The 22,094-nt window shown below is 56.6% G+C and carries 17 protein-coding genes; 7 read left to right on the top strand and 10 right to left on the bottom strand.

The features are described 5' to 3' along the window. Positions 1-8: 8 nt before the first annotated feature. Genes mhpD through C8D90_RS02095 form a run of 4 tightly spaced genes read right to left on the bottom strand, consistent with a single transcriptional unit; the run spans position 9 to position 4,310 of the window. Positions 9-803, bottom strand: a complete 795-nt coding sequence (gene mhpD / locus C8D90_RS02110) for a 2-keto-4-pentenoate hydratase (protein ID WP_115456760.1) — start codon at positions 801-803, stop codon at positions 9-11. A 14-nt stretch (positions 804-817) separates the two neighbouring features. Further along, the gene (gene mhpC, locus C8D90_RS02105) at positions 818-1,681 is read right to left on the bottom strand and encodes a 2-hydroxy-6-oxonona-2,4-dienedioate hydrolase (RefSeq protein ID WP_115456759.1); all 864 of its coding nucleotides are present in this window, start codon (positions 1,679-1,681) and stop codon (positions 818-820) included. An 18-nt stretch (positions 1,682-1,699) separates the two neighbouring features. After that, positions 1,700-2,644, bottom strand: coding sequence for a 2,3-dihydroxyphenylpropionate/2,3-dihydroxicinnamic acid 1,2-dioxygenase (gene mhpB / locus C8D90_RS02100; RefSeq protein ID WP_115456758.1), 945 nt, complete (start codon positions 2,642-2,644; stop codon positions 1,700-1,702). A gap of 1 nt (position 2,645) precedes the next feature. Continuing rightward, positions 2,646-4,310, bottom strand: a complete 1,665-nt coding sequence (locus tag C8D90_RS02095) for a bifunctional 3-(3-hydroxy-phenyl)propionate/3-hydroxycinnamic acid hydroxylase (protein WP_115456757.1) — start codon at positions 4,308-4,310, stop codon at positions 2,646-2,648. A 288-nt stretch (positions 4,311-4,598) separates the two neighbouring features. Between C8D90_RS02095 and C8D90_RS02090 the strand changes: the two genes are divergently transcribed. The 4 genes from C8D90_RS02090 (at position 4,599) to C8D90_RS02075 (ending at position 9,351) form a co-directional block, all read left to right on the top strand. Next, positions 4,599-5,408, top strand: coding sequence for a DNA-binding transcriptional regulator (locus C8D90_RS02090; protein ID WP_115456756.1), 810 nt, complete (start codon positions 4,599-4,601; stop codon positions 5,406-5,408). Between the two features lie 112 nt (positions 5,409-5,520). After that, positions 5,521-6,963: an EmmdR/YeeO family multidrug/toxin efflux MATE transporter gene (locus C8D90_RS02085; protein WP_115457230.1), complete on the top strand. Its 1,443-nt coding sequence runs from the start codon at positions 5,521-5,523 to the stop codon at positions 6,961-6,963. A 435-nt stretch (positions 6,964-7,398) separates the two neighbouring features. After that, complete coding sequence (pykF, locus tag C8D90_RS02080) at positions 7,399-8,811, top strand: pyruvate kinase PykF (RefSeq protein ID WP_115456755.1); 1,413 nt, start codon at positions 7,399-7,401, stop codon at positions 8,809-8,811. Positions 8,812-9,114: 303 nt separating this feature from the next. After that, positions 9,115-9,351: a major outer membrane lipoprotein gene (locus tag C8D90_RS02075; RefSeq protein ID WP_115456754.1), complete on the top strand. Its 237-nt coding sequence runs from the start codon at positions 9,115-9,117 to the stop codon at positions 9,349-9,351. 122 nt (positions 9,352-9,473) lie between these two features. On the opposite strand, the gene C8D90_RS02070 is transcribed toward C8D90_RS02075, so the two are convergent. The 3 genes from C8D90_RS02070 to C8D90_RS02055 all read right to left on the bottom strand — a co-directional run bounded on the left by C8D90_RS02070 (position 9,474) and on the right by C8D90_RS02055 (position 15,472). Further along, positions 9,474-10,505 carry a L,D-transpeptidase family protein gene (locus C8D90_RS02070; RefSeq protein ID WP_115456753.1) on the bottom strand — a complete coding sequence of 344 codons (1,032 nt, stop codon included), beginning with the start codon at positions 10,503-10,505 and terminating at the stop codon, positions 9,474-9,476. Positions 10,506-10,951: 446 nt separating this feature from the next. After that, positions 10,952-12,568, bottom strand: a complete 1,617-nt coding sequence (locus C8D90_RS02060; protein WP_115456751.1) for a peptide ABC transporter substrate-binding protein — start codon at positions 12,566-12,568, stop codon at positions 10,952-10,954. A 267-nt stretch (positions 12,569-12,835) separates the two neighbouring features. Further along, positions 12,836-15,472, bottom strand: coding sequence for a hypothetical protein (locus C8D90_RS02055; RefSeq protein WP_115456750.1), 2,637 nt, complete (start codon positions 15,470-15,472; stop codon positions 12,836-12,838). 487 nt (positions 15,473-15,959) lie between these two features. Here C8D90_RS02055 and mpaA point away from each other — a divergent pair, with 487 nt between their 5' ends. Beyond that, positions 15,960-16,661 (top strand): murein tripeptide amidase MpaA, encoded by a 702-nt coding sequence (gene mpaA, locus C8D90_RS02050; RefSeq protein WP_115456749.1) that lies wholly within the window; start codon positions 15,960-15,962, stop codon positions 16,659-16,661. Here mpaA and ycjG read toward each other — a convergent pair. Then, on the bottom strand, positions 16,652-17,626 hold the full coding sequence (gene ycjG / locus C8D90_RS02045) for an L-Ala-D/L-Glu epimerase (RefSeq protein WP_115456748.1): 975 nt from the start codon (positions 17,624-17,626) through the stop codon (positions 16,652-16,654). The two genes, mpaA and ycjG, sit on opposite strands and share 10 nt — an antisense overlap. A 157-nt stretch (positions 17,627-17,783) precedes the next feature. Between ycjG and tpx the strand changes: the two genes are divergently transcribed. Then, positions 17,784-18,287 (top strand): thiol peroxidase, encoded by a 504-nt coding sequence (gene tpx, locus C8D90_RS02040; RefSeq protein ID WP_115456747.1) that lies wholly within the window; start codon positions 17,784-17,786, stop codon positions 18,285-18,287. Between the two features lie 94 nt (positions 18,288-18,381). Here tpx and ompW read toward each other — a convergent pair whose 3' ends face one another. Further along, positions 18,382-19,035 carry an outer membrane protein OmpW gene (ompW, locus tag C8D90_RS02035; protein ID WP_115456746.1) on the bottom strand — a complete coding sequence of 218 codons (654 nt, stop codon included), beginning with the start codon at positions 19,033-19,035 and terminating at the stop codon, positions 18,382-18,384. Between the two features lie 405 nt (positions 19,036-19,440). Here ompW and C8D90_RS02030 point away from each other — a divergent pair, with 405 nt between their 5' ends. After that, positions 19,441-20,187, top strand: coding sequence for a YciC family protein (locus tag C8D90_RS02030; protein ID WP_115456745.1), 747 nt, complete (start codon positions 19,441-19,443; stop codon positions 20,185-20,187). A 15-nt stretch (positions 20,188-20,202) separates the two neighbouring features. On the opposite strand, the gene C8D90_RS02025 is transcribed toward C8D90_RS02030, so the two are convergent. After that, positions 20,203-21,954, bottom strand: coding sequence for a SulP family inorganic anion transporter (locus C8D90_RS02025; RefSeq protein ID WP_115456744.1), 1,752 nt, complete (start codon positions 21,952-21,954; stop codon positions 20,203-20,205). Positions 21,955-22,094: the final 140 nt, after the last annotated feature.

Genomic DNA, 22,094 nt, shown 5'->3' with positions numbered 1-22,094 from the left:
CATTACCTTCATTCATTTCCGCCGGAAAAAGACACCGCAACCGTACCGACGCCTTCAATCCGGGCTTCAAAACGGTCTCCCGGATTGACGCCTGCCATCGGCCCCAGCGCGCCGGTCAGAATCAAATCCCCGGCGCGCAGCGGCTCGCCCAGGCCGGCCATTTTGCGTGCAAGCCAGACGGCGGCGTTGAACGGATGACCAAGGCATTCGCTGCCCCGCCCGGCGGAAACTTCCTCGCCGTTACGCAACATGCTCATCGCGCAGTCGCGTAAGTCCAAACCGTCCGCACGACGCGCCGGGCCGCCGAGCACGTAAGCGCCGCATGATGCGTTGTCCGCCACGGTGTCCACGAAGCCGATTGACCAGTCGCGGATGCGGCTGCCCACCACCTCCATCGCCGGGAAAACCCATGCCACAGCGTCGCACAGCTCCGCGAAAGTGGTGTCGGCGTGGGGAAGATCGCGTTGCAGCACCAGCGCGATTTCCGCTTCGATGCGCGGCTGCAATACCCGGCCGAAGGGAATGGTTTCATTGTCGCCGTAACACATATCGGCAAACAACGTGCCGAAGTCCGGCTGATCGACCCCCAACTGACGCTGAACCTTCGGATGGGTCAGCCCCACCTTGCGGCCCGAAATCCGGCGCCCGTGTGCTTCGCCGTAACCGACGTTGATGCGCTGAATGGCGTAAGCCGCCTGCGCGTTATCCGCGCCGATAACGTCGCGCAGCGGCGCGATGGCCTGGCCTTCCCGCTCCGCGTCACGCAGGGCGGCCGCCAGTTGTTCGAGATAAAATTCTGTCATACTTACGTCTCCGGTTAGCGGCCCAGGAAATCCAGCACCAGGCGGTTAAAGGCGTCGGCATGCTCCCACTGCGCCCAGTGACCGCAGTCGCGGTACACATGCAGTTCGGAACCGGCGATCCCGGCCAGCAGGCGCAGGCCCGTATCCATCGGCACGAAACGGTCGTTACGGCCCCAGACAATCAGGGTCTGCGCCTTGATTTCCCCTAAACGCGGCGTAAAGTCCGGGAACTGTTTTGGGTTCGCTTCGCCGCTTTTGATGAAGTTATCCAGATGATCCCGGCGTGAAAGCATGTTTTCCAGGCGGGCGGCAAACAATTCCTCCGTCAGGGCGCTGGTGTCATAGACGAAGATGTTCATCATCTTTTTCAGGTTGTCGATGGTCGGCTCGCGGCACACGCCCTGCAACAGCTTGATGCCCTCCGTCGGCATCGGGGTAAACAGGCTCATCCCACCCGTTCCGCCGCCCATCAGTACCAGTTTGCCCACCCGCTCCGGCCAGGTCAGGGTAAACGCCACCGCACTGTGCCCCCCCATTGAGTTGCCCAGCAAATGCACTTTTTCCAGGTCAAGCGCGTCCACCAATCCCTTCAGAATGCGGGCGTTAAGATCGGAGCGGGAACCGGTGTTGATAATAGAATCACTCTTCCCCCAGCCCGGACAGTCAAGCAGGATCACCCGGTATCCGGCCTCCACCAGCGGGTCGATGTTGCGGTTGAAATTGGCCCAGCCGGTCGCCCCCGGCCCGGAACCGTGCAGCATGATGACCGTCTCATCGCCGCTGCCGCAGTCGTTGTAATGAATGTGCAGGGTTTTATCCCCTTCCTGAATATCAATGAAACGACTGGTAGCGGCTTCGCTTTGTTTCTGTTGTGTCATGGCATTACTCCTGCTTAATCAAATCTGCGTGGTCGCGCTAAGGGAACCGAATCCGGCGATCCATTGCGGGATCGGCCGGTAATAACGCCCTTCCGTACGGAAGGCACCACAGGCGGAGAGCGCCGCAAAAGCAGCGACCCAGGTTTTAATTTCGTGCGCGGAACGACCGGCCAGGGCGGAAAGTTCCTCGTTGCTGACGGCATCCAGTTCGGCCACTTTTCCCTGCTCCAGCAGCGTCATAAAGCGGTTATCCCATACCGGGTTAAGCGGATGCAGGCTGTCAGGCTCGGAAACAAACTTACGCGCCGCGTTAATTACCCGCTGCTGACGCAGTTCGCGCTCGTCGGGCGGCAGCGCGCGGCCACTGCCCAACAGCCGATCGCGCATATGCGCGTCTGCATGGACCAGCTCCGGCACCGGCGGCTGATGGGACAACCCGCCCGATCCCAGAATCAGTACGCGCTGATTCAGCGTGCTGAGAAACCTGCCGATCGCCTCGCCCATCAGGCGGGTGCGCTGAAACCCCGGCAGCGGCGGTGCAACGCCATTGATAAACACCGGCAGCACCGGCACCTTATCCAGACCGCCGAGCAAAAACTCCAGCGGCTGCGCGAAGCCGTGATCAACCTGCATACAGTAAGAAACCGCCAGATCGATACCGCTTTTCATCACCTCATGCGCACAGGCCTCCGCCAGCGCAGGCGGCACCGGCAGCACCCCGGCTGCGCTGGAGAAGTCGCCGATGGCATGAGCGCCAACACCCAGGCAAAACGGCGGCATAACGTCATAGAAAAATCCGTTGTAATGATCCGGCGCAAACAGCACCACCAGCTCCGGGTCAAACGCGGCAATACGGTCACGCGCCGCCGCAATCACGCCGTTAACCTCATCGAGCACGTCCTGCGCCGGGTCGACATACCCCACCAGCGGTGTATGTGACAGACAATGTAAATACGTGTTCATATCAGGCCACCTTCTCAACGGAAACGTCCGCGGCATGCGTTTTCAGCGCCATCGTGGCGGACAGCGCCTCCATCGTTTTACCGAGCGTCTGGGGAATGGCGGTCGCCGCGACGAAGCGGTCGGGGCGCAGCACCACGATGGAAGCGGGATAACCGGCAAACCAGGCTTTCAGCCGCCCCTGCGTATCTCCGACGCGCACCACGCCTTCGGCGTTATCCTGCGCGGCATGGATCTGTACTTCCGGCACCACCTGAATAAAGCGGGTGCCTACGCTACGCCAGCGTGCAATTTGTTGTTCGCTCAGCCCCCACAATGGGTTGCTTCCCCAGGCGATCACCGCGAATCCGGCGCCGATCACATCGTCCAGCAACAAGGTTTCAGCCCCCTCCAGAGTGACCTTCGGCTGAATGAACATTTTTCCTACCGGACTGTTTTTGGCGTTTTTATCCGCCACCAGTGCGCCGCTCTGATACTGCGGCATCGGCTTAAAGCGCATTTCAAGGAAGTAGCGTTTGACCGGCGGGAAATAATTCAGCGCCCAGGAGAGCGCATCGCGTACCGTCCCCATCCAGCGCTTCGGCGGCGCCAGCACATGGCCCGCGGTTACGGAGAGGTCGATCATCGCCCTGGCGTGATCGCGACGTTCCTGTTGGTAGGTATCCAGCAACTTGTCCCCGGCTTTGCCGTTGACCACCAGCGCCAGCTTCCAGGCCAGGTTGAACGCGTCGCGCATGCCGCTGTTGTAACCCTGCCCCTGCCAGACCGGCATGATATGGGCCGCATCCCCGGCCAGCAGGATACGGTCAACGCGGAAACGCTCCGCCAGACGGGCGTTATGGGTATACACACGCTGACGAATCAGTTCGATACGATCCGGATCGGGCAGAACTTTGCTTAACAGCTGGCGCATTGCCTGCGGCTCGCTGAGTTGCGCCTCGGTCTCTCCCGGCATGACCATAAATTCAAAGCGCCGCACGCCGTGGGGCAACGCGGCAGAAACGTAGGGACGTACCGGATCGCAACACATATAGATGTGCGGCATGCCGAGCGGGTCGTTGGCGATATCGATGACGATCCACTTGTCGGGCGCCGTTTTGCCTTCGAACGGAATGTTCAGCGTATGGCGCACCTGGCTGGCGCCGCCGTCGCAGGCCACCATCCAGCCGGCGCGCACCGTTTCGCGTTCGCCGTCCGGCCCTTTCAGGTTGAGCATTACCCGATCGTGTTGCTGGCTGAATGCTTCCACCTCGCGGGAAAACAACCAGCGCACGTTGGGAAAACGTTGCAGCCCGGCGAACAGGATTTCATCTACCTGCGGCTGAATAAACGCATTACGCCGCGACCACCCGAATTCGTCGGTCATCGGCTGAATATCCGCGAAGCAGCGCCCTTTCGGCGTCAGAAAACGCATCGCATGCCACGGCGTGGTATGCGGCAGCACTTTTTCAATCAAACCGACGGACTGCACCGTGCGCAGCGCTTCATCATCAATTCCGATAGCCCGCGGGTAATCGATCAGTTTGTCGAGCTTTTCAATCAGCAGAACGTCCACGCCCATCTGGCCCAAATAGTTGGCCATCATCAGGCCGACCGGGCCTGCCCCCAGAATCGCCACCTGCGTGGCATACTGAACGGCGGGCTGGATATCCGGAGTGGTGGTTGTCATAGTCATACCTCACTACTCGTGCGGGGCCGTTCGCCAGACAACGGGCGAAGGCCGTCCCTCTCCTGCGAGCAGGAGAAATTAAGCATCGTTGGTTGCGTCATGCAGGAATGAGAGCGACACCGGGCGCCTGATTACGTTGCACGTATGCATCCGGCTTCACGCATTCAATGTTGCTTTTATGTAAATATTTTGTATGTGAAATCAGTATATTCAGCAGCATTTACGCTACAATTAAAAAACACTTTATGTGCACTATGTGCACCCGGCTGATTTCTATGGGTTTTCAAAATGAATGCGGACTCGCAAACGGACTACAAAACGGTACGCGGACTGACCAGGGGCCTGACACTGCTGAACCTGTTAAACCGCCTCAGCGGCGGCGCCAGCGTCAGCGTGCTCGCGGATCTCAGTGGCCTGCACCGCACTACCGTGCGGCGCCTGCTGGAGACGCTTCAGGGAGAAGGTTACGTACGGCGCAGTACCTCCGACGACAGCTTTCGGCTGACCCTGAAAGTCCGGCAGTTAAGTGAAGGATTTTGTGATGAACATTGGATTTCTGCCCTCGCCGCGCCGCTGTTGGGCGGGTTGCTGCGCGAAGTTTCCTGGCCGACCGATATTTCCACGCCCGACGTGGATGCGATGGTAGTACGGGAAACCACGCATCGTTTCAGCCGCCTGTCGTTTCACCGGGCGATGGTAGGGCGACGCCTGCCCCTGCTTCAGACGGCTTCCGGGCTGACCTGGCTGGCATTCAGCCCGGAGAATGAACGCCGGCAGATTATCGAGCTGCTGGCTTCCCGGCCCGAAGAGGAATATCAGTTAGCCAGGGAACCTCTCAGGCTGGAAGAGATCCTGCAACGGGCCAGGCACAAAGGGTATGGCGAAAACTATCAGCGCTGGGAACGTGAGGAAAAAATCGCCTCCATCGCCGTTCCCGTGCGCAGCGAGCAGCAGGTCATCGGCTGCCTTAATCTGGTTTACATCGCGAAGGCAATGACCATTACGCAAGCCGCAGAGAAGTATCTTCCCGCCCTGCAGCGCGTCGCCGGACAGCTCGAGCAAGGTATAGAAGCACAGCAAATATACGCCGGCCGCTGACCGCAACGGCGTTTTCATCCTAAAATACGCCGCCGCGGCGAAATCCTTTGCAAGTCGGCGGATTCTCCCTCATCATTTGAAACGTGATTTCATTTCTATAGCGCTGATTACCTTGAACGCGTTCGTTTCTCTGCGCCGGGTCGTTACCGATACGCCCTGGTATGCCAATAAAAAGCGTTATCGCGTGCTGTTCTGGCGCGAAATTACGCCGTTGGCCGTGCCGATTTTCATCGAAAATACCTGTGTGCTGCTGATGGGCGTGCTGAGCACCTTCCTGGTCAGTTGGCTGGGTAAAGCGGCGATGGCGGGCGTCGGGCTTGCCGACAGCTTCAATATGGTGATCATGGCTTTTTTCACCGCCATTGACCTCGGCACCACCGTCGTGGTCGCCTTCAGCCTGGGAAAACGTGACCGCAAGCGGGCCAGAGCGGCGGCCCGCCAGTCCCTGGTGCTGATGACGCTATTCGCGATATTACTGACGGCGCTTATCCACCAGTTCGGCGTGCAAATCATCGACTTCGTCGCCGGTGAAGCAACGCCGGAGGTCAAAGCACTGGCGCTGACCTACCTGGAACTGAGCGCCTGGAGCTATCCTGCCGCCGCCATCACCCTGATCGGCAGCGGCGCGTTGCGCGGCGCGGGAAATACCAAAATACCGTTGCTGATTAACGGTGGAATGAACATCCTCAACATCGTGATCAGCAGCGCTCTGATTTACGGCGTATTTTCCTGGCAGGGGCTGGGCGTCGCCGGCGCGGGCCTGGGCCTGACCCTTTCCCGCTATATTGGCGCATTCGCCATCGTGGCGATTCTGGCGACCGGATTTACACCGGCGCTGCGCATCACGCTGAAGAGCTACTTTGCGCCGCTGAAATTCGCCATCCTTGCCGAAGTGCTGGGCATCGGCATTCCCGCCAGCATTGAGTCGGTGCTGTTTAACTGCGGCAAGCTGCTGACCCAGATGTTCGTTGCCGGTATGGGCACTGACGTCATCGCCGGAAACTTTATCGCCTTCTCCGTTGCCGGCCTGATCAACCTGCCGGGCAACGCGCTGGGGTCCGCCTCCACCATCATCACCGGCCGGCGGCTTGGCAAAGGTCAAATCGGTCAGGCGGAAAAACAGCTGCGCCACGTATTCTGGCTTTCCACGCTGGGCCTGACCGCTATTGCCTGGCTGACGGCGCCCCTGGCCGGCGCGATCGCCTCCCTTTATACCTCAGATGCGGATGTCAAAGAGGTCGTCAAAATATTGCTGTGGATGAACGCCGCATTCATGCCCATCTGGGCCGCGTCCTGGGTGTTGCCCTCAGGGCTGAAAGGCGCGCGCGACGCCCGTTTCACCATGTGGGTTTCCATGCTGGGAATGTGGGGCTGCCGCGTTGTTGCCGGTTACGTGCTCGGAATTATGCTCGGCATGGGCGTTATCGGGGTATGGCTTGGCATGTTCCTCGACTGGGCAGTGCGCGGCGCCTTCTTTTATTGGCGGATGATCAGCGGGCGCTGGCTGTGGAAATACCCGCGAAGAAAAAGCGATTCAGTGGCAGCAGAAAGCTGAATATTTTCAGCAAATTTTGTCATTCTCCCCGAAAACAGCCCGCTGCCTCACGGGAGTTCACCGCCGTTTGCCCGAATTTCTCCGGTGTTTTGACCTAATCTCATTGACTATACAGTAAATAGATTGTCTTTCTGGGGAGCAAATACGTATAATGCGAAACGTCATTTCAGTTGAAAGGTTTCAGCACTTGATTTGTCGCAGCGTGATACACATTCCGGCAGCTTTGCCGCACAATTTTGCCCGCCAGCGTGGGCGAAACTTTTCCACCCTCACTTCACTGCTGTCACCTATTCTTACTAAGGCTTCACCCTTTAATCGCACGGCTGCCTTCTGCACAGACAGAACGGTTCACCGGCCCGATTTTCCGGCCGGCGGTACCGCTACCGGCCGGCAACGAATTCAATCCATCACAACTTACTAGTAGAAACTAACGTCATGAAAAAGACCAAAATCGTATGCACCATCGGTCCGAAGACCGAGTCAGAGGAAATGCTGGGCAAACTGTTGAACGCAGGCATGAACGTCATGCGCCTGAACTTCTCTCACGGTGATTATGAAGAACACGGTCAGCGCATCAAAAACCTGCGCGCCATTGTGGAAAAAACCGGTAAGAAAGCCGCTATCCTGCTGGATACCAAAGGCCCGGAAATCCGCACCATGAAACTGGACGGCGGTAAAGATGTTTCCCTGGTTGCCGGCCAGACCTTTACCTTCACGACCGACCAGAGCGTCATCGGCAACGCCGAACGCGTGGCCGTGACCTATCAGGGCTTCGCCGCCGACCTGAAAATCGGCAACACCGTGCTGGTCGACGATGGCCTGATCGGTATGGAAGTCACTCAGGTAACCGAGCGCGAAGTGATCTGTAAAGTGCTGAACAACGGCGATCTGGGCGAAAACAAAGGCGTTAACCTGCCGGGCGTTTCCATTCAGCTCCCTGCCCTGGCGGAAAAAGACAAGCGCGACCTGATTTTCGGCTGCGAGCAAGGCGTGGACTTTATCGCTGCCTCCTTCATCCGTAAGCGTTCCGACGTGCTGGAGATCCGTGAACATCTGAAAGCCCACGGCGGCGAGCAGATTCAGATCATCTCCAAAATCGAAAACCAGGAAGGCCTGAACAACTTCGACGAAATTCTGGAAGCCTCCGACGGCATCATGGTCGCCCGTGGCGACCTGGGCGTGGAAATCCCGGTCGAAGAAGTTATCTTCGCTCAGAAGATGATGATCGAGAAATGTAACCGTGCGCGTAAAGTGGTTATCACCGCCACCCAGATGCTCGACTCCATGATCAAAAACCCGCGTCCGACCCGCGCTGAAGCCGGCGACGTCGCGAACGCCATCCTGGACGGCACCGATGCGGTCATGCTGTCCGGCGAGAGCGCCAAAGGGAAATACCCGCTGGAATCCGTCACCATCATGGCGACCATCTGCGAGCGTACCGATCGCGTGATGACCAGCCGCATCGACGTTCTGCAGGAAAGCCGTAAGCTGCGTATCACCGAAGCCGTGTGCTGCGGCGCGGTAGAAACCGCCGAGAAGCTGGGCGCGCCGTTGATCGTGGTAGCCACTGCCGGCGGTAAATCAGCCAAAGCTATCCGTAAATACTTCCCGGACGCCATGATCCTGGCCCTGACCACCAACCCGGTCACCGCCCGTCAGCTGGTGCTGAGCAAAGGCGTTGTGCCGCAGCTGGTGAAAGAAATCGCGTCAACCGATGATTTCTACCGTCTTGGTAAAGAAGCCGCCGTAGCAAGCGGTCTGGCTCAGAAAGGCGACATCGTCGTGATGGTGTCCGGCGCGCTGGTGCCGAGCGGAACCACCAATACCGCTTCTGTGCACGTACTGTAATAATATCGCCGTACGTTCAAAACGGGCGCCGGTCTTCCGGCGCCTTTTTTTACATTTTCACAGCAAAATAAAGCGATAATCCCACATTGTCTGCCCGGCCAATCATGTCGTCAAATAAGACTTTTCCAATGGAAGTCTCCTGTTTTCGCTCCTTTTTTTAACCAAAGATTAAAACAAGCTGCTTCTTTGAGCGAACGATCAAAATAAAGCACGTTGAGACCAAAAATTTATTCTCTTTAGAAAATGGTTTGTGTAATACTTGTAACGCTACATGGAGATTAACTCAATCTAGAGGGTTTTATAATGAATCGCACTAAACTGGTACTGGGCGCTGTAATTCTGGGTTCTACTCTGCTGGCTGGTTGCTCTAGCAACGCTAAAATCGATCAACTGTCTTCTGACGTTCAGACCCTGAACGCCAAAGTTGACCAGCTGAGCAACGACGTGAACGCAATGCGTTCTGACGTTCAGGCTGCTAAAGACGACGCAGCTCGCGCTAACCAGCGCCTGGACAACCAGACCCGTTCTTACAAGAAGTAATCTTTCTTGATACAGAAAATGGCGCACATTGTGCGCCATTTTTTTTCCTGAAAATTTTCCGTTCTTTTTTCTGCAGCAGACGTAACGCCGTTTCCGGCACTACGTCATATGCCCCGCTCATTTTACGGCTGCTCTGTGCTCTCCTGCAGTTCCGCACGCTCTGACGTCGCCTCGCTGATGGTGGCCCCGGTCGCCTCTTCCAGCAGCGCCTGAACGTTCTGCGGCTCCTGGCCCTGATTAACCAATACCGGCATGCCGGAACGGCGCTTCACGGCGGCATCGAATACGGCTTTGTCCGTCAGCGCATTGCCGGCAAACTTCTGTACGGCCTTGGTCAGCGCGATCGTCATGGTCTGCGGGTCATCGCTCTCTTTTTTCGACAGCGGCTGGTGCACTTCCACATACCGCTTGCCGTCCGGCTCAACGGCGACCTTAATCGGCTCGTTGACGATCTGAACCCGCGTATCCTTCGGTACCGTATTAAACAGCGCCTCAATGTCGTCCGGACGCAGGCGGATACAGCCGGAGCTGACGCGCATGCCGATACCGAAGTCCGCATTCGTACCATGGATCAGATAAACGCCGCCTTGCGCCGCCAGGCGCAGCGCAAACAGCCCCATCGGGTTTTCCGGCCCGGCAGGCACTACTGCCGGCAGCGTGATGCCCTGCTCTTCCAGGTAGTGTTTACGGATGTTGGCCGTCGGCGTCCATGTCGGATCCTTAATTTTGCTGACAACGCTGGTCACCATCGTGGGTGTATTACGTCCCAGCTGACCAATCCCGATCGGATAAACGATGACGGTATTGCTGCCCTTGGGGTAATAGAACAGACGCAGCTCCGCCAGGTTAATCACGATGCCTTCACGCGGCGTGTCCGGCAGCAGCATCTGCGACGGGATCGTCAGCACCGTACCCGGTTTGGGAAGATAAGGGTCAACGCCGGGGTTGGCCTCGAACATCGCCAGTAAACCTATCTGAAAACGCGCTGCCGTCGCCTCCAGCGGTTTGCCGTCGTTAGGAACGGTGTAAGTGGTGTTTTCACCTATCAGACGACTGTTGGCCGGCGGCAGCGGATATTCGACCGCCTGCGCGACAGAGATCCCTGCCAGCCATGCCGAAAGCAACATACTGAACACAGTGAGCGCACGTTTCATGCTTATTCCCCAATTAAAGGTCTTATGATGGATATGATCGTTCAATGCAGTTTGGTTGATTGAAATATAAAGCAGGCATACTAACAGCCGAAATAGTGATATCAAATTATCCGGCAGGATGCCCCCTTGGAAAAAACTGAGTTTTCTCCTATTTTTTCAACCGATTGCCACATTTTTCATTCTGTCAGAATTTACGATACCTTACGTAAAAGCGACAACGGATGCGATCGGTATAATCCGCAACTTCCTTTTCGGATTTGCTTTAATTATCCGTCTCATGAAGCTCCGTCAAGGGAAAACAGGAATTTTCTGAATTCACGAAATAATAGGGTTATTGCATTGTTCACAATATTTCAGATTCGGCTCGGAAGTATTAAGTAAAAACGGCTACCATTGGCAGCCGTTAGTGTATTAACAATTAATGCTTCAGCACTCATATTTCAAAACTAATGCTTCAAAATATACATGCTCTGGCTGTAAGCCACGTCTTCCGGGTTTGAAATGGGGTATCCCTGTACCCATGGTTTGATCAGGCGCCCGTTGGTGTACTGGTAAATCGGCGCAATCGGCGCTTGCTCCGCCAGAATCTGTTCCGCCTTATTATAGTCAGCGTTGAGTTTATTCCCGTCCGTTTCCTGACCCGCCTGCTGCAACAGACGATCGTAGGCCGGATCGCTGAATTTGGCGATATTACCGCTATGGGCGGAAGTCATCAGCGACAGGAAGGTAGAAGCCTCATTGTAATCCCCCACCCAGGATGCGCGCACCACGTCGAATTTGCCGGTGTTACGGCTGTCGATATAGGTTTTCCACTCCTGGTTAACCAGCTTCACCTGCACGCCCAGCGCTTTCTTCCACATCGACGCCACGGCAATCGCGATCTTCTGGTGATTCTCCGAAGAGTTATACAACAGCGTCAGCTTGAGCGGCTTGTTCGGCCCGTATCCCGCTTCTTTCAGCCAGGCTTTGGCCTGCTTGTTGCGCTCAGCCTGGGTCATCTTCTGCATCGCTCCCGGCTCCGGCTCAAACCCCGCCGTTACGTCAGGCGTTAAGCGCCATGCCGGTTTTTCACCGGCGCCCAACACCTTCTGCGCAATCACCTGACGATCGATGGCGTAAGAGAGCGCACGGCGCACGCGCGCGTCGTCCAGCGGCGCTTTGCGGGTATTGAAAGCGTAGTAATAGGTGCCCAACTGATCGGGCGTGTACACCTGCCCCGGAATATCCTTCAGCAGCTTCTGGTACATGTTTTTCGGGAACGATTCGGTGATATCGATATCATCGGCCAGATAGCGCTTGGTCGCCGCCGACTCCTGGTTGATCGGCAGGAAAGTCACCTTCGTCAGCACAGTATGGGCATGATCCCAATAATGGGGATTCGGCTTCAGCTCGATTTTTTCATTCACCACCCGCGCAGACATCATAAATGCGCCGTTACCGACCAGATGCTCTGGCTTGGTCCAGTCATTGCCGTATTGTTCGACGATTTTTTGCGGCACCGGATAGAGGCTGAAATTCGCCAACAGGCTGACGAAATATGGCACCGGTTTACTCAGTTGCACCACCAGGGTATGCGAATCCGGCGCGACGACGCCCAGCTTGGACGGCGGCGCTTTGCCGTCGATGATATCCTGAGCTTTGGCGATGCCCGCCATCTGCGCAAACCAGGCAAAAGGCGACAGCGTTTTAGGGTCAACCAGGCGCTGCCAGCTATAAACGAAGTCATAGGCCGTCACCGGCTCGCCGTTGGACCAGCGCGCATTTTCGCGCAGTTTGAAGACGTAGCGTTTACTGTCGGTCGATTGCCAGCTGGCCGCCACACCGGGCAACGGCTGCCCGTCCGCCCCCTGATTCACCAACCCCTCGAACAGATCGCGCACCACCTGCGCTTCCGGCAACCCGACCACTTTGGCCGGATCCAGCGAGGCCGGCTCATCTTTAATATGACGAACAATTTCCTGTTTATCCGCCAACTGCGTGCCCGGCGGCACTACGGCCGCCTGTACCGACATTACCCCCGAACCGATCAAAGCCGCCAGCGCGGCGAGACGAAAACCTTGCATGTCATCAACATCCTAAATAGAGGTTAAGCGGCACTCCCGTTTTTTTACGGCATCCATGCTGATCCGCATACGCGGCAATGATGGCCGGTGCGGATACCCGAAAAGACGAAGACGAGAGCGTAATGGTCGGAAAATTACGTATATTTTACTCTGGAGGCAAGCAGGATGAAACAATGGCCGGCATTCATTTTGGCAGAAATATTCCGGGCATCATCAAACGATGATGCCCGGAAGTGGCGGCGTCCGTGCCGCAGGCAGACGTCCTTCTTATTTACGCTTATCGGACGGGTCCGCGAACGGCACCGGGTTATTACGGTAAACATTCAGCCGGTTACGTACCCAGTTGCTGGTATCCCCGACGGCGCTGACAACGCCGGTGGTCGCACCGCCGCCCAGCTGAACATGGAAAATCCCCCTTGCCGGGAAATCCATGTACTTAGGCTCAGTCAGATCCCACGTATGGCGGGAGAACAGCTCACGGGTATCATTCCCCATCATGTCCACGAAGGCCGGGCTGAACGCCAGATCGAGCAGCGTGTCATTGATGGCGTCAACGGAGGAACCGATCTCCGCATGTCCCAGAATGTAGCTGCCGCCGCTCCCCCAGTGTTGTTCGTCGAAGGCGGCATCAACCTGATCCATCTTCGTCGCCAGGTGGCTGGCCGGGAACTGCCAGGGCAGTACCGGTTTACGCAGGTAACGGCTGACCGCGGCGCAGAAATCAAACGTGCGTGCCCATTCGTAAGGTGAATAGCAATAGCCATTGGCATAAGAGCGCAGCGTAAAGTCATCCGCCTCATAGCGGTCAATCGCCATGAAATCGGCACCTTTGGCGACATCCTTGGTGCCATCGCGACGTTCAAACGCGGTATCCTCGAAAATCCCCACCAGCAGCGCATACTCGGCGGTTAGCTGCCCAGCCCGCTGCGGCGTGATGGTCATTTTCTTGTTCTTTCCGTCTGCCGGATCGAATACCACTTCATACTCAAAGTCATGGTAAATCCACTGGGAACCCGCCACGCCCCACAGGTTGACCTGCCAGCCAAGCACTACGTCCGGCGCGACGACGCGCGTCAGCCAGTTAACCGCTTTAACATAGCCTTTGAGGGTATTGGTGATGCCCGCCGGAATAGCAATGTCAACGCCGTGATGTTCCAGCGCTTCAGCCAGCGGTTCACGTACCGGAATTGCCAGCGTCGGCGCAAAACCGCTCTTCTGACATTCGCCAAGGTAATCCGGGTTAACGATAAAACCAGCCGGCACCGGATGCTCATCATCTTTCATCGCCTGCGCCATTTGCAGCGCCTGAATGAAGTTGGCAAAGCTGTATTTATGACGTACCGGATCCTTGATGATTTTCTCTACGTCGCCGAGCGACAGGTTACAGGTGTAAGACACCATCATCGGCAGCACCGGCATAGCATCGCCCAGCTTGGCCGACACGTTGCGCGCCATCTGGATCACCTGGTTCGTCGGTTCTTTTTCCGGCGCCAGGAAAACATCCGCATCGCCCATGCCGTCATCGCCGGAGTATTTGAAGATCGACGACACGCGCGCGGCAACAAAATCATCTACGTTGGAAGGTGACATGTTGGCGCAGGCGCCGAAGGAAAGATAATCCGGGAAGCCTTTAACGCGCAGGTCCGCCCCTTCAATAATTTCCAGCGTCAGGCTCGCCGCTGCGCCGCTGACAACCGTCAGGGGGCTGGGAGTCACGTCGGTATAATGCACGATGCTGTCGAGAATGAAGGAGTCCGATTTCACCGCGTAAGTCCCCGGCGCAACGGTAAAGGGCGACACCACGCTGCCGTTTTGTGCCGGAATGGCGTCAATACGGTACTCACGCGCAACGGAGGAAGAAGTATCAACCAAACGCAGGGTCAGCGCTTTACCGGCGACGGCTTTTTCCGCACGCACGTTAACAGTGAGCTTTTGCGCGCCGGAAACACGCTCGTCTTTCTGGCTGACCTGAAGCCCGGTAAAATCAACCTGATGATATTTTCCATCCAGGTTCCCGGCACGGTCACTAAACTGATAATCGGTGTTGTTCAGCTTCAGTCCGGCGACGCTGACGGTAAAGCCCCCTGCCACCGGCAGCCCTTCCAGGCGCTGCGTCTGGCCTGACTGCAGCGTAAAGCTCATCTTCACGACATTATTTTCGGCATAGCGTACCTGCAGGTCTTCACCTGCCAGTTCAGGGATCGCGGACAAATCCAGAGTCACGTCGAGGGTCGTCCCGCGTTTGACGGCGCCGAAAGCAACGTTAAGCGCCGCAGACTCCCCTTTCTTAATCGCCACTTCGCCGCTGCTCAGCGTAGTTGAGGCACACAGCGTGGCGTCCGCGGTTTTCAGGGCATTCGCAGAGACGCTGTAAGTCCCGATGGATAGCGGGAATGAGGAAACCTGTCCGAATTTCGGCGCCAGGCGTTCAATGCTGTCACCGCGCACCAGCACCAGTTCCAGCTCTGTCCCGTCCAGCCCTGCCGGCGCCGCAGCGCAATTCACCACCAGCATACCGGCTACCGCAGGATCTTCATCAGCCGCAGCGGCAAACGTATCAGCGAAATCAGACCACTCCGGCGCCGTATCCGACGATTTATTCAGCCCGATATGTACCTTGCTCACCGCGTCGCCAAGCGGCTGGCCGTCAACCGGCGCAAGCGTAACCTTGATGTCGAATAGACCGCTGCCGACTTCGCTCGACTCCACCGTCTTTTTAAACTCGCGCCAGGGGCTGGATTCAACGTTGATATCCCCCTCTGCGACTTTCCCTGGCCCGGTAAACACCAGCACCATTTTATTATGAACGTCAGCGCTACCGCCGGATTCAGATTTAAAGCCGGTCAGTTCAGCCGTCGGATACCAGGCATTATCATTAATCGATAACGAAAAGGTGAGCTGCATGAGATTTCTCCTGAGAAAAGATTTAAGCAGGTTTAAGCAACGATGCGTTGAGCCGCCTGCAAGTATGATTTGCACCATCAGGGCGCCCGGAGAGAATAATAAGCAGCCTGAACTTCGCTTAAATCATAAGACCTGTTAAATCCTCATTTGGAAAAATGATGTTCATCACCAACACTCGCAGTGAGGTATTTACAATAAATAACAGCAGGTTATAAAGAAGCCAACTTAGCAGCGCGGGTTATTCACCGATGAGGCCATCATGATAAAAATATTTTATCACCCGCCATTGTTAATATATTTTTATGAATTTTCAGCGTTGTTATATTTTTTCTGAATATAATGACGGCGTTTTTAACGCCTGATGCAAGATTTCACCAACCTGACCTCATCCGGCGGAAAAAGAGAACAGATTAGGTATCATCATATTGATTCCGTTAGGCGCTTGAGGATTAATACAGATACGAACAGCGATGAAAGGAAATGAAAAATGACACGCCTTCTCCCGCGTACTGAGCGCGGCTGCTTCAGGCTGGAGCCGGAAACTTACGGCCGTTCGCACTTAGGCGCGCCATTGCTTTTTTTCCCGGCGCAATCGGCCGAGCGCCATGCAGGATTGATTATCGCCGGTACGCACGGTGATGAAACCGCCGCCGTCGTCACCCTGTCCTGCGCCCTGCGCAGCCTGCAACAGCCGCTGCGTCACTCCGTTATTCTGGCGGTGAATCCCGACGGCTGCCAGCTCGGGCTGCGCGCGAATTCACGCGGCGTGGATCTCAACCGTAACTTCCCGGCCGCCAACTGGCAGCCCGGCGCTACCGTTTACCGCTGGAACAGCGCCAGCCCCGAACGCGATGTGCGTCTGTCCACCGGCGGGTACGCCGGTTCCGAACCGGAAACCCAGGCGCTGTGTCATTTGATTCACCGCCTGAAACCGGCATGGGTGGTATCGCTGCATGAACCGCTGGCCTGCGTGGAAGACCCTGCGCACTCTGCGCTGGGCCAGCAGCTCGCCGCCGGTTTCGGTCTGCCGCTGGTTTCTTCCGTTGGTTACGAAACACCGGGTTCTTTCGGCAGTTGGTGCGCCGACATCAACCTGCACTGCATTACGCTGGAGCTGCCGCCTGTTTCTGCGGATGAGGCCAGCGAGAAATACCTGCCCGGCGCGCTGGATTTACTGACTTACGCCTGATCGAGACGAATAATGCCGCAGCCGAAGTCCAGCGCCGGCTGCGCATCGCCGGCCAGCCATGTCGGGCCGTCGAGATCGACGAAACGCGCCGCGGGCGCCAGCGGCAGCGCCGCCCTGATGGCCCGCGACGTGCAGATCATACAGCCCAGCATGATGCCGAATCCCCGCTGCCGCGCGTCCTGCGCCAGGCTCAGCGCTTCCGTCAGCCCGCCGGTTTTATCCAACTTAATGTTAATCATGTCGTAACGCCCGGCTAACGCGGCTAAATCCGCACGGGTATGACAGCTTTCGTCCGCGCATACCGGCAACGGGTGCGTAAAACTCGCCAGCACGGCATCATCACCGGCAGGCAACGGCTGCTCCAGCATCGCCACGCCCAGTTCAGCCAGCAGCACGCAACGCTCCGCCAGCCCATCAGCCTGCCAGGATTCATTGGCGTCAACGATCAGCGTCGCTTCCGGCACCGCGCTGCGTATCGCGATCAGCCTTTCGGCAATCAGCCGGTTATCCAGTTTAACCTTCAGCAACGTCGCGCCGGTCTGATGCAGACGTTTTGCCACCGCCGCCATCCGCTCCGGTTCATCAATGGACACAGTCTGGGCGGTTATCACCTGCGCCGGCGATTCCACGCCGCAACGCTGCCACAATGATGCGCCGCTGCTGCGGCATTCCAGATCCCACAATGCGCAGTCCAGCGCATTGCGCGCCGCACCAGGCGGTAACGCCTGCAACAGCGCTGTGCGACCGAGGCCGTTTTCAATCTGCCCGCGCATATCCGCCAGTTGCGCCAGCACCGACTCAACGCTTTCGCCGTAACGCGCATAGGGCGTACATTCGCCGTAGCCAACCACGCCGTCGTGTTCAATCTCCACAACGACGACCAGCGCTTCCGTCCGGCTGCCGCGCGCAATCACAAACGGCGTGTGTAACGGCCAAACCTCAGAATAACTCCGAATCGTTCTCATCTTCTATTTCCTTACCGTACGGGAACGCCTCTGTACCGGTATTCGCCGGGATTTACGCCCATACCGCAGAATTATTTACGGATACGGCTCTATAAATGTGACTTGTGTTGGAATAAACTCATCAAAGTGTTAACCAACTGTGAAGGAAGAACCAACAATGACTCAGACCGTTCATTTTCAGGGCAACCCCGTGCACGTTGCCGGTAAACTGCCGCAGCCGGGGGAAAAAGCCAAAGCCTTCAAACTGGTGGCCAAAGACCTTTCCGACGTCGCGCTCTCCAGTCTGGCAGGCAAGCGCAAAGTGCTCAACATTTTCCCCAGCATCGACACCGGCGTATGCGCAGCGTCGGTGAGAAAATTCAACCAACTCGCCAGCACGCTGGAGAACACGACCGTCCTGTGCATCTCCGCCGACCTGCCCTTCGCCCAGTCCCGTTTCTGCGGCGCGGAAGGGCTGAATAACGTTATCACGCTTTCAACGCTGCGCGGCGCCGAGTTTAAAAACGACTACGGCGTCGCCATCAGCGACGGTCCGCTGGCCGGGCTTACCGCCCGCGCCGTGGTGGTGATTGATGATAATGACAACGTGATTTACAGCCAACTGGTCAGCGAAATCACCGAAGAGCCGGATTACGACGCCGCACTCGCCGCCCTGAAGTAAGTTTCGCAGGCATAAAAAAACCCCACCGGGCAAGTGGGGTTTTTCATTTGTCTGTATAACGTTGTCTGTATTACCGGTTGTTCCCGGGCATCTATCAGAAGCGATAGCCTGCGCCGAACATGAACACCCACGGGTCGATACGGGTGTTAACGGTCTGGCTGTCCGGACCCGCTTTAAACTTAACGTCAGTTTCGATGTTCATCCACCAAACGGAGGCGTTAAGCATCCAGCGGTCGGTAACCAGATAATCCAGACCTACCTGACCGGCTACACCCCAGGAATCATCCAGACTCAGGTTTGACAGCCCGGCATCTTTCCCGGTGCTGTTAAACTTCTCGTCAAAGAACGTGGTGTAGTTTACGCCGATACCCATATACGGACGCAGTTTGTCTTCTTTACTGCCGAAGTAATACTGCGCCATCAGGGTCGGCGGCAGGTGTCTTACCGTCGCCAGCGTCCCCAGATCGGCACCGGGACCATTTTTCAGCGCGACTTTATGACGGAACGGCGTTGCAGCCAGCAGTTCCACACCGATGTTGTCGGTGATCATATAGCCAAAGGTCAGTCCCAACTGAGTATTGTTATCAACGTCAAAACTACCCAGCCCGCCCAGAACGCTGTCAGACCCTGCGGTCGGACGCACGGTCGCGCTCCCGGCACGCACTAAAATATCACCCGCTTCGTGTGCAGAGGCCAAAGACGGCGCCAATGCGGCGGCGATAAAAAGCGCAACTGTTAATTTTTTCATCATCCCCTTCCTTTTGTGTGGTTTTTTTCATGGGCAATATACCTATTGGGGATTATTTTTGATTTAACCCAGATCACATCTTTTTAATCAATTAATGCCATATGACTCATTTATTATTTTAATTAACAGTTTGTTCTGCATGAAATTGATTCACATCAAATTTTACCGCTAATTAACATAAAACAGGAATTTATTCAAAATAATTTTGACGCATGAAACATTGCCTTATCGTTCCGGATAAAATAATTAAAGGGTCACTATAAATACTGCGGTTACCCTAAATTGCTCAAATAAACACCGGCAGTTTTTATGACAGGATGTTCCCGCGCGGATGTTCAGGTACAATTGTTCGGGTACAATTATCCACCTGAATGATTTTCTGTTTTAACGCCAAGGAGCATTTACATGCCAATTATGGCCAGCACATTGTATCGTGACACCTTCAATTTTTTGCGCAATCAGCTGGTGACTATCCTGTTATTGGCGCTGTTAACGGCGTTCATCACGGTAATCCTGAATCAAACGTTTACTCCCGGCGCGGAGGAGCTGAAAATTCTGACGACCGGCGGTGCGGACCTGGGGAGTGGTATCGGGCTGCAAGAGATGATCCAACGGATGTCGCCGGAACAACAGATGGTGCTGCTGAAGGTTTCCGCCGCCGCCAGCTTCGCTTCGCTGATCGGCAACGTGTTGCTGCTGGGAGGTATGCTGGTGCTGATCCCGATGGCCTCTCAGGGAAATCGCGTCAGCGCGCTGCGCGCCATCGGCTTTTCAGCGCCGTTGCTGCCGCGCCTGCTTCTGCTGATGTTTCTGTGCACCCTGATGGTTCAGTTGGGTATCACGCTGTTTATCGTACCGGGCATTATTTTAGCCGTTGGCCTGGCGCTGGCGCCAATTATGATGGTGAACGATCGGATTGGGGTGTTCAGCGCCATTCGCGCCAGTTTCAAACGTTCTTTCGCCAACGTGCGCCTTATCAGCCCGGCGATCCTGCTCTGGCTGGCCGCCAAGCTGGCGTTGCTGCTGCTGGTGAGCGGTATGACGGCGCTGCATCCGACCGTCGGCACCATCTTGCTGAATACGCTCAGCAATGTGATCTCCGCCATGCTGATTATCTATCTGTTCCGGCTCTACATGCTGGTTAAAGCGTAAAAAAACATGGGGGCCTCAGGCCCCCGCTGCGATACCTTCCGTCTTTATCTCTTCCGCATCCTGCTCCGGTTCATCTTCTTTCGCCCGCTCGCTGCTCTGAATCAGCTTCAGCGCCAAGTAGAGGTCGGAGACGAAAGTCAGCCCCTTCTCCTCCCCGGATTTACGGTTTTCGCCAAACCAGCGCTTCAGCTCCGTTTTACGCCCCGCCAGCACCAGCTTGACGTTACGCAAACGCAAATCGCGCTTCAGTTCTTCAATCATTGCCAGCACGCTGATGTCGGCGTAGGTAAAGCAAGGCACCGCATCAATCACCACCCAATGGGCCTGAAACGGCATGCCGTCCACCAGGTTCAGGATGCGGCGCTTAAAATAGGCGGCGTTGAAGTAGGTCAGCGGCGAGTTAAAGCGGTACATCAGCACGCCCTCCACCGCCCGGACCTGATTGCCGTTACCCAATGAATGAATCATCCCCTCTTCATTGGTGCCCAGCAATTGCTCGGTCGGGCGGAACACGGTGCGGAAAAACTGCATCAGGCCAAGCAGCACCGCCAGCCCGATGCCGGGCATAACGCCGACCAGCAACACGCTGATAAAGGTAAACAACGCCAACCCGTAGGCAGACGGGTTACGTTTACGCAGTTGTACGATGGTTTTGATGTCCAGCAGCGACCAGGACGCATACACCAGAATGATGCCCAGCGACGAAACCGGGATATATTGCAGCGGCGAAGTAAAAAACAGCAGCACCACGCCGATGACCAGCGCGGCGATAATGGAAACCAGCTGGCTCTTGCCGCCGTTGGCGTCATTCACCGCCGTGCGGGAGCTGGTGCCGCTGATGGCAAACCCCAGCGACAGGCCGGAAACGATATTAGCGACGCCCAGCGCACGGAATTCGGTATCGGCGTCGACGTCATAACCATTTCGCGCCCCGAAGCTGCGCGCGGTCAGCATCAGGCTGACAAAGCTGATCAACGCCAGGTTAAACGAGGGAAGCACCAAATCACGCAGCAGGCCGGGCTGGAAGCTCGGCAGTTCCACGACCGGCAAACCGGCGCTGAAGCTGCCGATGGTTTCAATGCCGTGCTGAGACAGATCGAATCCCCACACCAGCAGCATCGCCACCAGCATCGCCAGCAACGGCCCCGGCCAGCCGGGGCGCAGCTTCTTCACGCCGATCAGGATCAGCAGCGTTCCGGCGGACAGCAACAGGGTCGGCCACTCGCTGTTGAGAATATCAAACGGCAAGGCAATGAGCCGTTCGATCAGTTGCGAGGCGCTGGAGTGGAAGCCGAAAATTTTCCCCAATTGAGAAACGATGATGGTGATGGTCAGGCCGTTAAGCAGCCCGGTCAGAATCGGGCGCGACAGCAGGTCTGCCAGCGCGCCGAGCCGGAAACGGCTGGCAATCAGGCACCAGAATCCGGTCATCAGCGTCATCATGATACAGAGCTGCCAGTGCAACACCTCGTTGCCCGCCGCCAGCGGCGTAACCACCGCGGCAATCACCGCGCAGGTCGCGGTGTCCGGCCCGACAATCACCTGCCGGGACGAACCGAAAAGCGCATAGGCAATCATCGGCAGCACGCAGGAGTAAAGCCCCACGATGGCATTTACGCCCGCCAGTTCCGCATAGGCGATCGCCACCGGCAACGCCACCGCCGCAACCGACAACCCCGCGCGCATGTCGCATTTCAGCCACTCTTTCTGATACCCCATCAAGTGACTAAGTCCGGGCATCCATCCCTGAACCCATTTAATTTGCATGCCAGTCCACCCGCTTTAAAAATCTTCCGCCCCGCGAAGTTAGCAGGGCAATGGTTATATCATGCGTGTTCCCCTCCAACTACGCAAGTGAGTAGCAAGCGGTATGCCAGCTTGTAATGTTATGCAAAAAAGCGGGCCGT

The organism is Enterobacillus tribolii (assembly GCF_003363015.1).
Classification (GTDB): Bacteria; Pseudomonadota; Gammaproteobacteria; order Enterobacterales; family Enterobacteriaceae; genus Enterobacillus; species Enterobacillus tribolii.
This window is presented reverse-complemented; position numbering and strand designations above follow the sequence as displayed.

Excerpts from the sequence above, each read along its gene's own strand:
- mhpD (WP_115456760.1), bottom strand. The coding sequence starts at position 803 with ATGACAGAATTTTATCTCGAACAACTGGCGGCCGCCCTGCGTGACGCG.
- mhpC (WP_115456759.1), bottom strand. The coding sequence starts at position 1,681 with ATGACACAACAGAAACAAAGCGAAGCCGCTACCAGTCGTTTCATTGAT.
- mhpB (WP_115456758.1), bottom strand. The coding sequence starts at position 2,644 with ATGAACACGTATTTACATTGTCTGTCACATACACCGCTGGTGGGGTAT.
- C8D90_RS02095 (WP_115456757.1), bottom strand. The coding sequence starts at position 4,310 with ATGACAACCACCACTCCGGATATCCAGCCCGCCGTTCAGTATGCCACG.
- C8D90_RS02090 (WP_115456756.1), top strand. The coding sequence starts at position 4,599 with ATGAATGCGGACTCGCAAACGGACTACAAAACGGTACGCGGACTGACC.
- pykF (WP_115456755.1), top strand. The coding sequence starts at position 7,399 with ATGAAAAAGACCAAAATCGTATGCACCATCGGTCCGAAGACCGAGTCA.
- C8D90_RS02075 (WP_115456754.1), top strand. The coding sequence starts at position 9,115 with ATGAATCGCACTAAACTGGTACTGGGCGCTGTAATTCTGGGTTCTACT.
- C8D90_RS02070 (WP_115456753.1), bottom strand. The coding sequence starts at position 10,505 with ATGAAACGTGCGCTCACTGTGTTCAGTATGTTGCTTTCGGCATGGCTG.
- C8D90_RS02060 (WP_115456751.1), bottom strand. The coding sequence starts at position 12,568 with ATGCAAGGTTTTCGTCTCGCCGCGCTGGCGGCTTTGATCGGTTCGGGG.
- C8D90_RS02055 (WP_115456750.1), bottom strand. The coding sequence starts at position 15,472 with ATGCAGCTCACCTTTTCGTTATCGATTAATGATAATGCCTGGTATCCG.
- mpaA (WP_115456749.1), top strand. The coding sequence starts at position 15,960 with ATGACACGCCTTCTCCCGCGTACTGAGCGCGGCTGCTTCAGGCTGGAG.
- ycjG (WP_115456748.1), bottom strand. The coding sequence starts at position 17,626 with ATGAGAACGATTCGGAGTTATTCTGAGGTTTGGCCGTTACACACGCCG.
- tpx (WP_115456747.1), top strand. The coding sequence starts at position 17,784 with ATGACTCAGACCGTTCATTTTCAGGGCAACCCCGTGCACGTTGCCGGT.
- ompW (WP_115456746.1), bottom strand. The coding sequence starts at position 19,035 with ATGAAAAAATTAACAGTTGCGCTTTTTATCGCCGCCGCATTGGCGCCG.
- C8D90_RS02030 (WP_115456745.1), top strand. The coding sequence starts at position 19,441 with ATGCCAATTATGGCCAGCACATTGTATCGTGACACCTTCAATTTTTTG.
- C8D90_RS02025 (WP_115456744.1), bottom strand. The coding sequence starts at position 21,954 with ATGCAAATTAAATGGGTTCAGGGATGGATGCCCGGACTTAGTCACTTG.